Raw genomic sequence first — 15,888 nt, forward strand, 5'->3', positions numbered from 1 at the left:
AAAGCCAACCCAGAAAATTACCTGCCATGGAATTATCTAGAAAATAGTGAGTAACGGCTGACTTGCTTTCCAAAAAAGACTGAATTGGGCTAACCGCCCAAGTCAAACTATGCAGCCGTAAGCTCACGATACATCAATTAAGTAAGCTCTCTTTTTCGGGGGATATACTACATGAATGGCGGGATCTCCCCGATTCTATTTGGTCAATTAACGAGCAGAAAACACCACTCACTTTTATCGGGTTTTCCAGTAAGCAATTTCAGCTAGATAATAATAATCAGTTTGTTATCACAGGAATGACCTATGATCCAAAAACAACAATAATCCCCCTCTCTGGTGTTAATACCGATGACAATATTATATGTTCAGGGATGCCACTATCGCTGATGAAGCACTACAAATTAGCAAATTGTCATCGCACAGGCAATAAAGCCTGGATTAATGATGAAGGCTATTGGAATGAATCACCTAAGCTCTGCGGAGACTACCTTGTCGAGAATAATTATTTAGAACCTATAAATGTAATTAAAAATCGAAAGCTAATAATTAGAGATATCAATACAGGTAAAAAAGTCGCTCAAATTATTAAAGATGATTTTCTTTCTATAAATGACTACAAGTGTAACAACAACCAACTGATAACTATTGGTGAAAGCATTGGCATATATACACTCCCTAATAACACACCCATTGCCGTCAAGTATTGCCCAGGAGGCAAAAGAGCACTTGATATTGCTGTTAATAAGAAACAGATGGTGTGTATTGATAGTAAAGGTAAAGCGCAGCTGTTAGTCGATAACAACAAATAATTGTTAACGTCCTTCCACACCATTTCAAACTCATAAAGGTCCTTTCGACATTATTTATTTGATGGCAAAAGGTTTGTATTTTTTAAGTGAAATTGGCAATACGATCAAGGCAAAGCCGATTTCATCCTTTAAAAACATTCTAAAATTGTAATACGCTAGCCGTAAGGTAGTCCCGCAGCTTTATTTTCTTTCATAGAGGGTTGAATGCGGCTAGCAATTGTGACCTATATCACCCATTCAAACTCTAACAATGAAATTGAATTAATTACGGCGTCTACGTTAGCAATTAAATTTTTATCAATACTCAGAGTTATGCTATCGTAAAATACTGCCTAAAAGACAAGTTTAATGAGATGATTTTGACCCGTTAGTCATCCATAAATAACAATGCTAATACTACTTGGCAAAAAGCTAGCGTCTTGCTAAAGAGATATAAAGCGATGGAAATTTCTTATAGACTACTATAAAAACTATAAATAAAAGGATTTTATGTTTACTTTGATTGTTATCATTTCATTACCATTTTTTCTATATACGGCCTACGAAACCCAAAAAAAAATACAGCAGAAGAAAACATCTGAAACGATTGTCCGTGGTATAAAAAAGCAAAATGAAAATAAACAAAGCATTCAATATAACAAGATAAAGGCACTTGATCCTGACTTTGACATAGCCCAAATCACGGCTCGTGTTGAACATGCTTTTTTTATTATTAAACAGGCTTGGGCTACACACGAAATGGCATCAGCCCGCGGTTTTATCACAGAAGGTATTTATCAACGATATGCTATTCAGTTTAATATTCAAAAACAGCTTAAGCGACATCGCACATTAGATGATATTTTTATACACGATTGTGAGCTCGTTGGTATTGAAGCAGACACGTGTTTTGAAACATTACACTTTAAAATATCGAGTCGTGCTCGGCAGAGCACCATAAAGACTGATGTTGCCCAACAATCTCATAAGTTAGCACCATTTACCAACACAGTTGAATACTTGACTTATATCCGTTTACCGGGCGTTAAAACCCGATCAAATCCGGGTTTACTGGAGGGGATATGTCCTAATTGTGGAGCGACACTATTATTGAGTAAGTTTGAACAATGCCAAGCCTGTCATTCATTAGTTACTTCTGGGGAATATGATTGGATATTGGCTAAAATCACTCAGGAAGCAGAATGGCGTTTTCAAAATGCTAAAAGACAAATTAAAGGTGTCGCTGATTATCAAGTCGTTGATCCCGCCTTTAATTTACCTGTTATTGAAGACCGAGTCAGCGTCCTATTTTGGCGTTTACAAAAAGCATGGTTAACACAGAAATCAGATCCTATTCTCTCTATTGCTCACCCTGACTATATTGATTATTTTAACCAAAATGAATTAAATAATTACTATTTTGATCACATTGAACTCGGTCTATGCGAAGTCACTAGCATCGAATTTGGTAATGAGTTTGATAAAGTTTTTGTACTTGTTAAGTGGAAAGGCACTAAAGTTTGCCTAAATACAAATATCAGACAAGCGCCGGGGTATTATGCCCACTATTTAACTCTATTAAGAAAAACTGGGGTAACCAGTGATACAACAAAGGGCTTACATTCACTGCACTGTTTTAGTTGTGGCGCGCCTCAAACAGAAAGTGATGACGAATGCTGTCAATATTGCCACACACGTTTTAATCATGGCGATTTGAATTGGGTGCTTAAGGACTTCTCGCCTCATATAAATCAGATTATGACGCTAAAAGGCAAATCATTTTCCATCGAACCCAATCAAGATAAAATGAAAGGCAAAATATTCGACCCCATTTCACTACTGTCAGGATTAGTACTTATTCTATTTGCCGATGGTAAAACGCATCCCAGCGAGCTGGCATTATTAAATGAATTCGTCAAAAAGCGCCGCATCCCTCAACATGTTTTAGATGAAATAATACTTGCAGAAAAAAATGCTACGTTAAAGATGTTAGCGCCAGATGAAGCGCTTGATGCTTCTACTTGGTTATTAAAAATGATTGAAATGTGCCTTATGGATGGTGAGATATCAAAAAAAGAACGTGAATTGTTATTACTTTTTGGCAAAAAGTTTAATATTTTAGCCATCGATATAGATATAAGAATTAAAGAAACGCGCAGTAAATTATATCTCGGCGGTAAACTTGCTTTAACGGAAGATAAATGAGCCCAATAACGGTAAATACTAGGAGTACATATGGATATAATTGATCGCGTCAAATACGATGGGCCCAACGATGTTTTTGCGTGGCGTTGGCCCCATGATGGCTTAGTTTGGGGCACTCAAGTTATTGTTAACCAAGCCCAACAAGCTGTTTTTTATAAAAATGGCAAAGCACTGGACGTATTAGACCCGGGTCGCCACACCTTGAAGTCAGCAAATATTCCCTTGCTGGAGCATATAGTCAATATTCCTTTTGGCAATCAAACGCCTTTTGCTGCTGAAATTTATTTTGTTAATAAAGCCGTAAACTTAGACATGAAATGGGGTACACAAGAGCCCATTCCTATTTTGGATCCTATTTATAAAGTGTTTCTGCCCGTTAGGGCTTTTGGCCAATTTGGGATGACGATTATTGATGCCAAAAAATTTGTTTCGCAGCTTGTTGGCACGGTTGATGAGTTTAATGCACAGCAAGTCAGTGATTACTTTCGTGGACATTTAATGAGTTGCATTAAAGACTTTATTTCCACCAAAATAATCAACGAAAATATTTCTATATTAACCATCAGCACCCAACTAAATGAAATGTCGGCCACCTTAAAGCATGATATTAGTGCTGAATTTAAACGCTTTGGTATCGAAATAGTTAATTTTTATTTAAATTCAATCAATGTCCCAGAAGATGATGACAGCGTGGTGAGATTAAAAGAAATGTTAGCCAAAAAGGCTGAATTTGATCTTTATGGCGAGCATTACAATACCGTGAAAACTTTCGATGTAGCCGAAAAAGCGGCGTCAAATGAAGGCGAAGGAAATGTTGCGAGCGCGGGCGTCGGGATGGGTGTTGGCATGGGTATTGGCAACAAAATGATGAATATGAATGCTGATTTGATGGATAACAGTAAAAAAAGCAAACAATCAAGTACGACCAATGGCTCGACTATTTGCCCTTCATGCCAGCAAACATTACCCGATACAGCCAAATTTTGCTTTAGTTGTGGCACTGCACAAACAAAGAATAAGAGTTTTTGTATTGATTGTGGTAACGACATCCCCTTGTCATCTAAGTTCTGCCCTAGTTGTGGTAAAAAGCAATAACCAAGTTTTAATATAAACGACTAAATGATCTATTTTGGATCGAGTAAAACAAACCATAATATCGATTCACATAATATTATGGTTTATTGATGGAAGTGCGACATCAGTCGCACCTCTAATATTCGATACATCTACAAACAATAAATCAGTTTATTCTACCAATTAGTGAGAGATCCCATTCAATTACTATAATCACTACATATCAAGATTAAAGCTCAGCCTTGTTTTTGCTCGACGGGTGTTTTTTGCTTGAGATCTGTTTTTTTCACTTTTGCTATCCATGCACCATCACGAGAATAACTACTAAACCACCATTTACCCCAGCCGATTAAACGTGTTGCTATCCATAAAGACCAAGCTAGCATCACTATCCGATAAAACCAGATAGGCAGACTATAGACAGTCACAATCGGCAGTTGACCTGTACTCACTTTATCTTGAAAAAACTTAAATAGATGCCCATAACTGCCGTTACCCGCCACCTGCATCTGCGGTGTCGATAACAGACCAGAAGGAATAGCTGCAAGCAATGAAGCACCACAGACAAACGTTAAGACAAGAAGAGCCAGTTGTAACGTATTGAATTTCCAGCGCAGCATGTTGGCAGGATTAACATACTGATTACGAGCAGCCATCGCAAAAAAGAACAACGCAATGATAAGTAGACCATAACTATTTACCGTTGAAAACCCAAGACCCAATAAGACCCAGCCCAACGAGGTAATCGGTATATTCAACTGTGATTTTCGAGCAATAATTGGCAGCACAATTGCGCCAATTAGAATAACAAAGAGTACGCCCCAAAATAAGATTGCAGCACCCAGTGGCGGCCCATTAAGGTAAATTAACCAACGGTCTGAAAGTAGGTGGTACTCAATATTGATATTGACGCTTTTACCCGGTAATTTTATATCCGCACTGCGGTTGCGCCAAGTGAACTCAGCACGTTTTTCAAACTCCAATTCAATCTGTTGCTCTCCAGGATGAAGCTGCACTATGGCACGATTAGCGCTGTTAATACTCATTCTTTTGCCATCATGTACTAACGCATTAATTTTTACCCCTTGCGCAAGCATAATTTCGTAAGCAGTGCCTTGACTAGCTCGTACCGTAAGGGTCAGCTTAGAATTTTGCACATTTTTACCAGTTTGCTGAATTAACGTTGCCATCTCTGTAGTGAACACTTCTCCTGCAACGCCCTCTGGACGGCTAACATGCACAGCCAACGTTTCTCCCGGCCATGGTTTCCATAACGGCTGTAGCTGCCCGCTGCCAATCTCAGATTTAAGCGACTTGATGCCTGTAAATTTAACATTCCACAAAGAGGACGGAATCAATCTCCAAGTTTCCGAATAGGAGGGACTATTCGCGGCGGTCAGTGTGAGTAATTCATTCTGCGGAAGTGCCGACTGCCAACTAATACTACGCTGGTTTTTACGGAACTGAACACTGACACTATTGTTTTCATTAATCGGATACGCCGAAAGTATTTGCTCTCCTGATAACAAAGCAATGTTAAATGTTCCAGCCTCATCATTTGGCGCCAGCTTAGTAACCTTAGTCAACATTCGCCACTCTTTACCAAGGGTGATACTTCGATTCACTATTGCATAGGGTTTGACCGGTAGTGGTGTCAATGAAGTTATCTCTTGCTGAGCGAGCACCTCCTTCGAGGTAAGACTAATATTATTATTAACAATGATTCCCTTGCGAATACCCTCGATTTGCCAAGATGGTGCATCTACCTTGAAGTTATGTATATTAAGCGGAAGATTAATAGTGATTTCCGCATTGCTTACCTGCCCCTGCATTATGATAACGTGCTTGCCTTTAGAGAGAAAAATAGTCAACCCCTGCTCAGAGTTTCTTAGCACCGCAGGCTTATTATCAATAGTAATTTTTTGCGCCTGCCAAGTATCCCCCGCCATCGGTAACGGCATAGCAATATCGGCATCAGCAAAGAGATCAAAGATCAAACTCATTTGTTTATCTTTAACTTGTAGCTGCCCATTATTTAATGAGACACAACTCGGTAAACATTGTGGTGATGCTAACAACCTATTTTCATATTCTTTAAGCAGATATTCTGGCGGATAACCGTCTGTGGCAGGAAGCTGAATTGCCGCCTCGGCTACTTCTGATAAAAGTAGCATGGAAACACTCAACAGTGGAAAAAGTAATGCAATAAGCAAAACTGAACCCGTTGAACGCAAATCAGCCGCCTTTTTATATTTAGATTCAATTACTGAATTACGGCTGTTATTGGTATTATTGGTATTATCATTAGGGTCATCTGTTGCTTTAAATTTTGCAACCTTAAACAAAGTAAGTAGCAAAATCACTCCCATTGCACCAATCAGTAGCACATTCAGGATCCGCCAGAGAGCGGTTAAAATTGGTGGAGATAAAAGCAAGTTAATCTGTTGATCTGCTGTTACTGTTCCCTGAGAGTTGATAAATAAACTATTCCATGACCATGCGGGAATGCCAGGGCCAGTCTGAACCCGGTCATTATCCCCAAGCAGATATAAGTTTTGTTTTTCTTCTATTGGCGCCTCCTCATCACTATCACTTTGAATCTTACTCCGACTAAGTCTCTTACTCATAATCGCTGTATCAGCAGCAAGAGAAATCTCCATTTCCTGCATATCATCTAAGTTATTTTGCTGATTATAAGATGATGAGTAATTTGTAACACGTTGTTTTTCCAGTGTTGGATAAACAGCTAAGCGCAGTGAACTGATGGCGATACTGATAAAGGTAATAAGCAAAATAACGGCTGGCAATATCGCCACTCGGCTCAATAACACTTTGTATTTACCTATAGGCAGTTTAATCACAGCGATAAACGTAAGTAATACAGCCCAAATGGCATTGGGAGCTTGATCTTCATGAAAAGTAAAAATAAGCGTTACCGCGATTAACAGTGCACCTTTAAAACCAAGCAGCTTATTGGCTGCGGCAATTAAAATCATTAACCAGAAAAGATCCCACAAATTCCACTTCTGTAGCCAAGTACCGCTAATCCCATCAACACCGCTCGCATAAACAGCCCGCCACCCAGGTGGGAGATGTATTCTTGCCGTTAATTTTTCTGCTTCGCTTTGCCACCCTAGCGCATTGATCCTATTTACCGACGGCAGAGAACTCACTGCTTGTAAATTAATTTTCGGATTGCGAATTTCAACCCCATCATTGCCTGCATAATGAGTGATTAATACCGGAGTGGCGTCCACCGATGCCCGCCCTAACTTAACTGTTTTAGCCGCATCTAATCGCCAGCCCTGATGCATTGTTCCGCTAACATTATCTTTGACGATAGCATCGCTGCCATCAAAAGAAATCCATATTTCCCGATCAATATTAATACGGTTCTGATGTGCGGCAGTATCGCCTTGAGTAGTGGTCTTTAGCAGTAGTTGATCGGATAATCCCAATCGGTAAGTCGGGTATGATTTCCATGGTGTTGGAATATCCACCAATGAAGTATCAATGCTTTTAACCCCGCTTATTTCGACCTCTCTAATTCGCGAATCGGCGATAAAGGAGAGATACTCATATTGTGGCCATTGAGGTGAAATCTTATTACTTGAAATAATGGTGCGGTTATCACTTAAACGGCTGCCAACGGTTATCTCATAGATACCCGGTTTAACTTGCACCCTAAGCATACCGTCTTCTTCTAACCTAGCGGGTAAAGCAGACTGTAGATAAACCGTCTGACTCTCTGCAATTGCAACCTGACCGATTGTCACCTCGCGCGCTTTGCCGCTGACAAATAATTTTATGATAGTAGTTAAACGTAGCGGCACCTCGTCTCGTAGCGCGCGATAGACCTGAATCTTCAGTGAATTCTTTTGCTCAATCTGCGTAGATTGATTGTGCAACGATAAAATAAGTTGATCATCATTAATGCTAATTGGCAACGATTTGTTATTGCTAAAAACGTTAACTAAAGCGATCTCCTTGGGGAAAGCAATCGCTGCAGGTATCTCTTGCCATAAAAACTTGCCACGAATAATATTAGCCCCCGTATGAAGATGCACTTTTGGTATACCATTGCTATCTACTACGGCAGCACTGTTTTTATTGACAGTTAGCGCAGTCGGCCAGTTCTGTTTATTACCGGGCAAATCAATTAGCGCATCTTTCGAGAATACCTGCACAGACATTTCAAAAAGCATACCATCTTCCACTATTGTGCCGACAAACTCTCCAGGCCAATTACAGATCTTGTCTTTATTCGTAGAAATGAGCCAAGGACAATTTAAATCCTGATGACGCTCTACCACCCACTGCTCCCATGACGTTTGTAAAACTGCACTTTGTGAAGTGTTCGGTAAACTAGATATGCAGCAAAACAGCGTAACCAGAATGGTTATCCTACTTTTAAATGACATTACAAATTCCTTTTGGCAAATAAAGATAAGTCGAGACTTGAGGGCAGCGATAGATAATACACTGAATTATAGGGAATTGATTTTGCTTTGCTGGCCAGTCTTATAAAAACACCATCAAGGTCACCCATGACAAGGTAACGCAACTCTGATAGATATTATGTTATGGAATAAAAATCAGACCGGTAGTTAATAAATAGACTAATGATATACCAAGATGCCTTATCATCAGCTCGGCCAGCCCAGCATAAGGACCTTAGGAGCGAATAACGGCATCCCTCTATCGGCAAGGTGTAAATGCTAGCATTTAACACCTTGAATGGTGCTTCTCTTATCAAATGCCGCAACGCAATGGCGGTTTTCTAGCTGCATCATCACAGGGCAAACCATCCATAAAAAATTAGGGTGCTTGCACAGGTTGTAATGTAAAGGTACAGCTTGTTGATGCTAGTGACCACGTCCAGATTACGGTTTCTTTTGCCACTATTTTTTCTGTACTGCCTGACGGTAAGTGACCATCACAGCTGTTACCACTGGGGCCACCAGCCATTTCACTGGAGCCAATTTGGAAATCCATACCTTGATAAGATAGTATTGCATTAAAAATCAACGTTTTATCTAAGGGTGCTATAAACATAGCATCCGTCATCGTCAGAGGCGATAAGCCATCATCGTATTGCAGCGCGCCGCTAAAGATGACCGTAGTGCCCTCCGGATAATTACCATAGTCGTTACCTACAAAAATATAATCTCCTTCAGTACGCTCACTGGAAAGATCAATAGGAAACTTGTTAACTGTCATTGAGCCACTACCGAGGTCATTCGTGAAACTGACGTTGAAACGCCATAAGCCACTTTCCCAGTCATCATAACTTCCATCAATATTGCCACCATTATCATCATCATCTACCGAGCTATTTCCATCATCCTCCTCATCACCTCCACTTGTATCTCCACCTGCGAGATCGATTCGAGTATAAGTGATGTTGTGTAGCGCACAATAATCAGGATAATGAGTACAGAATGCGTTGGCACTGAGGCCTTTATCAACACAGTAGCCAGGATTGCTCAAACAAAAGCTATCAGTAAACACATGTTCCTTAGATACACGAGGAACAAAGGTGTATTTTGCTGTTCCTGAGGTATAGGAAAAAGATTTTCGTTCAATAATTTCAGCAAAAATATCCTCTTCAAAGGGCAAACTCAAGGGCTGAGTGAGCGCGTGTAAATTGACATATTCGCCATCGAAGTGAGGTATTACATTGAAGGCATTATCAGCTCCCTGCACGACATACACATCACCTTCAGCTTCCGGGTAAGAATTTATATCAACTGAATGCTCTTTATAAGCAGCAGGCAACCAAGCTAATGGCATATTTGGGTATGGGTCACGGTTACACAATGCCCCGGCACCATTGACCTTCGCGGCGGCGTAGTTAAATTCTAGCGGTGATTTTCCTGTTTCCGTAGTTTGAAACCAGACTTCTGTTGCATCTTCACCTTCAAATCTAGAATTCCAGTCTACGCGTTTGTAATTACCCGATGCTAATGCGGGGTCATTGTAAGCGTTCAGGTAGGGGGCACATTTTTTATAAAGCTCAGAATCGTCACTTCCTAAAGAGAAGTCACAACGAGGAAAGATAAGCACGTCTAACACCTGACCAGAACCTGCAACAATGGGTGCGCGTTCGAAGTCAATCTTCCCATCCTCAGCAAACCCTAGCTTGGTATCAGTCTGTTGATAGGTAATATCCCAGAGAAAAGGACATTGATTTATACAAGAGCCAAACTCCATGCCTTCGTGATCAGCACATTGACGATAATGACCAATAATCTCGTTTGAAGTATAACGGTTGCCATTAACTTCTTTAACGGTTCTAAAGGTTATATTGGCGGTTTTACTCACAGAAATAGCACAGGTAAATACGCCACACTCGGTATACACACCAGTGCCATATTGATCATACTCAATCATATTTCCTTCAAGATCCGTCACGTTAACTGCAAACGGGTCTTTGAACTCTTTAGCAACGGGATCAATGGTGGGCTGTGGCAAATAGATCGCGGCGGCATTTACTTGTTTGGAGATACTCATTCCCCAACGCCAAAGCGTATCGTCTTTAGCGGTGATTTCATCAGTAAAGACAACCGCTCGAACCTTAATCGGGGTGTCTTCACTAAAGGTAAGAGGGGCATCCTCATCACGCCAGATAAGATAAGGCGTACTGTCCCGATTATCATTAATTATTTTTTTGTCAATATCGGTTCCATCAGTCGTGTAGTAATAACGTATATGCTGCTTTAAACTGCTTTGGATATCAAAATCAATGATACGCGTTTCACTAGAGGCAACTAGATTCATCTTTGGGCTGTGCAGAAGTTGGCTATACCACTCGAGTAATATGAGCGGCTTTTCACTCTTATACAGCTCTTTCCATTTATCACTGGAGTATAAATCCGTATCGCCAACTTTAATGTCCCATTTGAAGTCTATCAGACCATAAAGTTCCGTTTTCAAATAGACATCTTCTTCAGAACTGCCCGATATCTCAGTATTTTCAACCACCCAGTCATCTTTAATTAGTCCGCGCAATTTAGTATCGACTCTTGCACCATTTCGGACATAAGCGATGTTAATTTTCTTATCGACTTTAAGAAAGCCTAGCTGCGGCCTGACTGCAATTTGTGGAAAAAGATAACCAATAACTTCATCGGTTTTTGTATCTATATCAACGCTAATACCCGCTTTGACTAATGGGTCCGCTTCTTCTTTTATGCCAACTTTCGGAGCCCCATCATCTGCATCGGAAGAATAGACTAAGTGCACATAACCTGTTCTCGTGGATTTAAGAGAAGCCTTGAAATTGGTTTTTTCTACATTCAGAGCCTCCTCCATACCGATAACTAACTCCGGTTTTATATTGATATTTAACTTAACACCTTGGGGTAATGGAATCGGGATATCTAAACCATTTTGTACAATATCAAATGTGTATTCATGTGCTATCACAGCCCCTCCTGTGATAGCCGCCTCTATATTTACAAGGTAATAGGCAGTTGGCTTAAATTCAAAACGATATTCGTTACTCGCTGCTGTATTGTAATCATACTTCGCTCGTATAAAAGCGCCGAGGCCAATTTCTATTTTACTGCCTACGGTCGTAAAGACTGCAGAACCAAATTGATTGGTTGTCTCCAAGTCTTGTTCATAACTATTGCCATAGTTAAACTCGGCATCACACATTGCCTCAGAAAGTTCACAGTCAACATTAACGTCAAGGGCGCGCGTCGTAGACAAAGGTTTAAGTGGGATCTTATAACCTTTTGGAAACTCGATCACCACAACAGGTTCACTTTTGAGCGTACGTTGTTTGCTAAAAATATCTTTTTGGATAAAGGATATTTTCAGTGGCTGAACATTCATGTGGTCATAAGCACCCATTGTCTTCTTAATACTGCGCGTGATGCTTTCTACAATCTCATCATTTGATGCTGATATATCAAAGTATTCGTAAGCATCACTGATATTCACCGCATTTTTTACAACAATAGCGCCTTGTTCATATTTTTCGATAATACCGGAAAATACGCCGTCAATATAAAGAGGGTGCTCCAGATTAGCTTCAATCAAACTTTGAGACAAAAAAGTTTCGTAGCGATATTCTGAACTAAAATCAATCTGCCCATTTGTAGTAATATCAGTTGCGCTTATCACAAGCCCATCAGGCTTATTCCTTAACTCTACGGAAGACGCATTGGATTTCCCGGGCACTTTAATAAAGTTGGACGTGTCAGCAAAATCTGTTTCATCAATGGAAAAATCACTTGATGTTATAGTGGCCCCTGAATCATCATCAACTTGTTGCTCCGTATCATCGGAACTCCCATCTAAGTTTTTGTCTCCGCAAGAACCAAGCAAGAGAAGTAATATTAATAAGCTTAATAGGGATAGTATTTTTTTCATAAACTTTCCTTTAGCTATAAAAAATACTTCATTGGTAAAAAGCGAGGATCTTAAAGATATGGCTTTAAGATCTTATTTTGGTGGAAGCTGATGACACCTATTCCATCTTTTATGACACCTTCCCTCAAAAATACCTATATGAAGCATGTATAATTTTAACAACGCCCTTTTCACTGACTTTTCTGTGTACACAAAACAATCATTGAAAGCTTAGACAATCAATAATGTCTTAACAAGCACGCACATCAAAAACACGTGAATAAAAAAAATTTTAATCATAAAAAACTAAGGTTTTATTTCATGAAAAACCAGTCTACATATAACCTAAATCACCTTAATGTTGATAAATCAGCATATTGAGGTGGTTTTGATGATGTACGGAGATGGTTTTGATGATATACGGAGGTGTCTTAATGAGAACGTTACTGCAGCGTCAAAAAATATCGAGATAGTGGCAAGCGAGCAACGATCGCTGCACATGAGACCTTAAAAAGGCTTAGAGGATCGCTTTAAACTGTTACTTTAATGATCTTATGGGATTTTACTGTAAAAAAGCATAGCAAAACTCAGCAAACACCATATAAGAAGTTATTTACTAAGTTTTAACCGATCAGTTATTTTATGCAGGCAGCGCAACGCCTTGGTCTTTCATGCGCGCTATTTTATAACGCAAGGTACGCGGACTGATGCCTAATAACTCGGCGACATCTTTACGTTTCCCGCGGCAGGTCTGCAGAGCATCTAAAATCATTTTCTGTTCTTGATCCTTTAATCCTTGCCCTAATGCTGCGACGTCGTGATCTTGGCTCGGTGGTGCAATTTTATCTTCGCAAGGCATTACAGGCGGTGTATTTTTCTGATCACAAATATGCTCAAACTGCAGATCTTCTAAAATAAGCGATTCAACATCAACATGTTCACCATCACATAAAATGAGCGCACGCTGCATCACATTATCGAGCTCACGCACATTACCCGGCCATGAATAAGCTAATAACAACGCTTTTGCGGCTTCCGTTAATACCGGAATAGCTTGAGATTGGTCAATCGCATGACGCATCAGCAAGTTGTCAGCCAATGGTAGAATATCTCCGCAACGTTTTCTCAATGGTAGCCACTGCAGTGGAAAAACATTTAATCGGTAATAAAGATCTTCCCGGAAAGAACCCGCTTCAACGGCTTTTTTAATATCACGATTGCTGGTTGCAATCACGCGAATATTTAATTTAATGGTTTTACGTGATCCCAAACGCTCGACTTCTCGCTCTTGTAAAACACGCAATAATTTAACTTGCAACTCCAGTGGCATTTCAGTGATTTCATCAAGCAAAATCGTACCATCTTGCGCTTGTTCAAATTTTCCCGGACACGCTTGGACGGCCCCAGTAAAGGCACCTTTTTCATAACCAAATAGCGTTGATTCGAGCATCGTGTCAGGAATAGCGGCACAGTTGATCGCCACAAAAGCTTGATCACAACGCGAAGATTTATCATGCAAGTAACGTGATAATACCTCTTTACCAGATCCACTAGGACCCGTGATCATGACTGAGGCGTCACTTGCTGCAACTTTTTCTGCCATTTGAAATAAACGCTGAGTACTGGGATCGCCAAAAATGGGCGTCCGAGATTCTACCCTGTTTACAGGGGCATAACGGCTGACTTGATTTAGTAACACTTCAGGTGAAAAAGGTTTGGCAAGATAATCAATGGCACCATCACGCATCGCATTCACTGCATCGCCGATGGTTGCATAAGCTGTCATTAATAAAACCGGTAGAGTCGGATATTTATCTTTAATATTCTGTAATAGGGTCAAACCAGTCATTCCTCCCATCTGAATATCACTGATCACAAGATCGAACTTCTGCTGGTTTAAAGCGACCAAAGCCGCCTCTCCACTGTCAACTTCAAAGCAGTTATATCCTGCAAGTAACAAGGTATCGATCAGGGCTTCTCGCAATCCCGCATCGTCTTCAACCACTAATAATTTACCTTGTGACATATTAACCTCCTACCACTTGATTAAAGTGTGTATCATCTAAGTGCTTATAATTTTGTAACTCAGCTCGGGATACAGCAACGCGATGTAAGGGTAAAACTAAGGTAAAACAACTACCTTTGCCAAATTCAGATTTAACCTCAACAGTGCCTTTATGTGCTTGCGTAATCGATTGTACAACCGCCAACCCGAGTCCAGTACCTTGTGATTTGGTGGTATAAAAAGCTTCCATTACTTTAGCAATACGCCCTTTTTCAATACCGGGCCCATTATCCATAACAGAAATTTCCACTAAATCATCCCCCCTTCGTGCACTGGTAATATAGAGTTGTGCGCCCTTTCCCGTCGCCTCAATTGCATTAGAAATAAGGTTGGTCATGGCGCTTGCAAGTGCATTTTTATTGGCCATAATAAGCAGATCAGGGTCTGGTAAACGACATTGCAGATGCCCACCAACCTGCGTGATCATACTTTCACTCGCATCTTTCACCTCTTCAAGCAGTGCCACTAAGGAAACCTCTTCAACAATTTTCTGCTCTCCACTACGCGCAAATAAAAGCATGTCGTTTACTTGTGTTTCTAAATCTTGCAAGCGATTCATTAATTTCCCCTGAAAACGCGAGCGCGAGCTTTCTGTTAGGGTTTTATTCGCAAGATTGGCACCATATAACATAGCTGCCGAAAGCGGTGTTCTAATTTGATGTGCAAGCGAGGCAACCATTTTCCCGAGCGATGAGAGTCGTTTTAATTTTCCAATATGCTCTTGCAGCTCACGAGTGTGGGTTAAATCAGTGAGTAGAATAAGCTGACCGGGTTGGCCTTCAAGGGAGGAGATAGAAAGTTGAATACGGCGGCCATTTTTAAGCGAAATTTCATGACCATCATCATTTTTAGGTGCAAATGAACGACCAATGATAGCGCTCCATAATTGCCCTTTTAGCGGCTCGCCTAAAAGCGAACTCGCGACACGATTAGCTTGATCAATAATACCATAACCATCAATCACAATTAAACCTGATGGCAACTCACTATAAAGTTGATCCATATAATTTGCCTGTGAACGCAATTGCTTAAGCTCGCCAGAAAAACGCTCTTGTTCCAATGCTGCTGTTTGTTGATTGAGATTACCCATCGCATGACCCTACTTCATAGTGTGCTATTACAAGCTATAAAGCAGTATTTATGCCAATACAAAAAAAATATTGTATTACAGTAGGTTAAAACGATAACGCCATAAATATGACGCGATTTTCAGATAAAAAAAAGCCTGTCAAAATGAATTTGACAGGCTTACAAATAAAAATAAAACATACTTAACCTCAGTTCTGGATAATGGAAACGAAATTAGATTAAATATCAAAAAGTTAAAAAACATATTATACAGTGCTGTTAGTTTTGCGTAGTTCAAGGCGAATCATCGCAGCAATAACTGGTTAT

The 15,888-nt window shown here is 40.1% G+C and carries 7 protein-coding genes; 3 read left to right on the forward strand and 4 right to left on the reverse strand.

Going from position 1 to position 15,888, the window contains the following annotated elements:
* Positions 1-386 precede the first annotated feature (386 nt).
* The 3 genes from KSO91_RS12165 (at position 387) to KSO91_RS12175 (ending at position 4,088) form a co-directional block, all read left to right on the forward strand.
* Positions 387-809 carry a hypothetical protein gene (locus KSO91_RS12165; RefSeq protein WP_238743268.1) on the forward strand — a complete coding sequence of 141 codons (423 nt, stop codon included), beginning with the start codon at positions 387-389 and terminating at the stop codon, positions 807-809.
* Between the two features lie 489 nt (positions 810-1,298).
* The gene (locus KSO91_RS12170) at positions 1,299-2,993 is read left to right on the forward strand and encodes a hypothetical protein (RefSeq protein WP_238743269.1); all 1,695 of its coding nucleotides are present in this window, start codon (positions 1,299-1,301) and stop codon (positions 2,991-2,993) included.
* Positions 2,994-3,023: 30 nt separating this feature from the next.
* Positions 3,024-4,088: an SPFH domain-containing protein gene (locus tag KSO91_RS12175; protein ID WP_238743270.1), complete on the forward strand. Its 1,065-nt coding sequence runs from the start codon at positions 3,024-3,026 to the stop codon at positions 4,086-4,088.
* A 215-nt stretch (positions 4,089-4,303) separates the two neighbouring features.
* Here the strand turns inward: KSO91_RS12175 and KSO91_RS12180 are convergent, their stop codons facing one another.
* The 4 genes from KSO91_RS12180 to KSO91_RS12195 all read right to left on the reverse strand — a co-directional run bounded on the left by KSO91_RS12180 (position 4,304) and on the right by KSO91_RS12195 (position 15,583).
* Positions 4,304-8,488: a hypothetical protein gene (locus tag KSO91_RS12180; protein WP_238743271.1), complete on the reverse strand. Its 4,185-nt coding sequence runs from the start codon at positions 8,486-8,488 to the stop codon at positions 4,304-4,306.
* A gap of 397 nt (positions 8,489-8,885) precedes the next feature.
* Positions 8,886-12,449, reverse strand: a complete 3,564-nt coding sequence (locus KSO91_RS12185; RefSeq protein ID WP_238743272.1) for a hypothetical protein — start codon at positions 12,447-12,449, stop codon at positions 8,886-8,888.
* Positions 12,450-13,068: 619 nt separating this feature from the next.
* Positions 13,069-14,454 carry a sigma-54-dependent transcriptional regulator gene (locus KSO91_RS12190; RefSeq protein ID WP_238743273.1) on the reverse strand — a complete coding sequence of 462 codons (1,386 nt, stop codon included), beginning with the start codon at positions 14,452-14,454 and terminating at the stop codon, positions 13,069-13,071.
* A gap of 1 nt (position 14,455) precedes the next feature.
* On the reverse strand, positions 14,456-15,583 hold the full coding sequence (locus KSO91_RS12195) for a sensor histidine kinase (protein WP_275113985.1): 1,128 nt from the start codon (positions 15,581-15,583) through the stop codon (positions 14,456-14,458).
* Positions 15,584-15,888 lie beyond the last annotated feature (305 nt).

It is taken from the genome of Psychromonas antarctica, from assembly GCF_022267535.1.
Taxonomy (GTDB): Bacteria; Pseudomonadota; Gammaproteobacteria; order Enterobacterales; family Psychromonadaceae; genus Psychromonas; species Psychromonas antarctica.

Bases quoted from the DNA above. Each gene is read 5' to 3' on its own strand.
- KSO91_RS12180 (WP_238743271.1), bottom strand. From the start codon at position 8,488: ATGTCATTTAAAAGTAGGATAACCATTCTGGTTACGCTGTTTTGCTGC.
- KSO91_RS12170 (WP_238743269.1), top strand. From the start codon at position 1,299: ATGTTTACTTTGATTGTTATCATTTCATTACCATTTTTTCTATATACG.
- KSO91_RS12175 (WP_238743270.1), top strand. From the start codon at position 3,024: ATGGATATAATTGATCGCGTCAAATACGATGGGCCCAACGATGTTTTT.
- KSO91_RS12195 (WP_275113985.1), bottom strand. From the start codon at position 15,583: ATGGGTAATCTCAATCAACAAACAGCAGCATTGGAACAAGAGCGTTTT.
- KSO91_RS12185 (WP_238743272.1), bottom strand. From the start codon at position 12,449: ATGAAAAAAATACTATCCCTATTAAGCTTATTAATATTACTTCTCTTG.
- KSO91_RS12190 (WP_238743273.1), bottom strand. From the start codon at position 14,454: ATGTCACAAGGTAAATTATTAGTGGTTGAAGACGATGCGGGATTGCGA.
- KSO91_RS12165 (WP_238743268.1), top strand. From the start codon at position 387: ATGAAGCACTACAAATTAGCAAATTGTCATCGCACAGGCAATAAAGCC.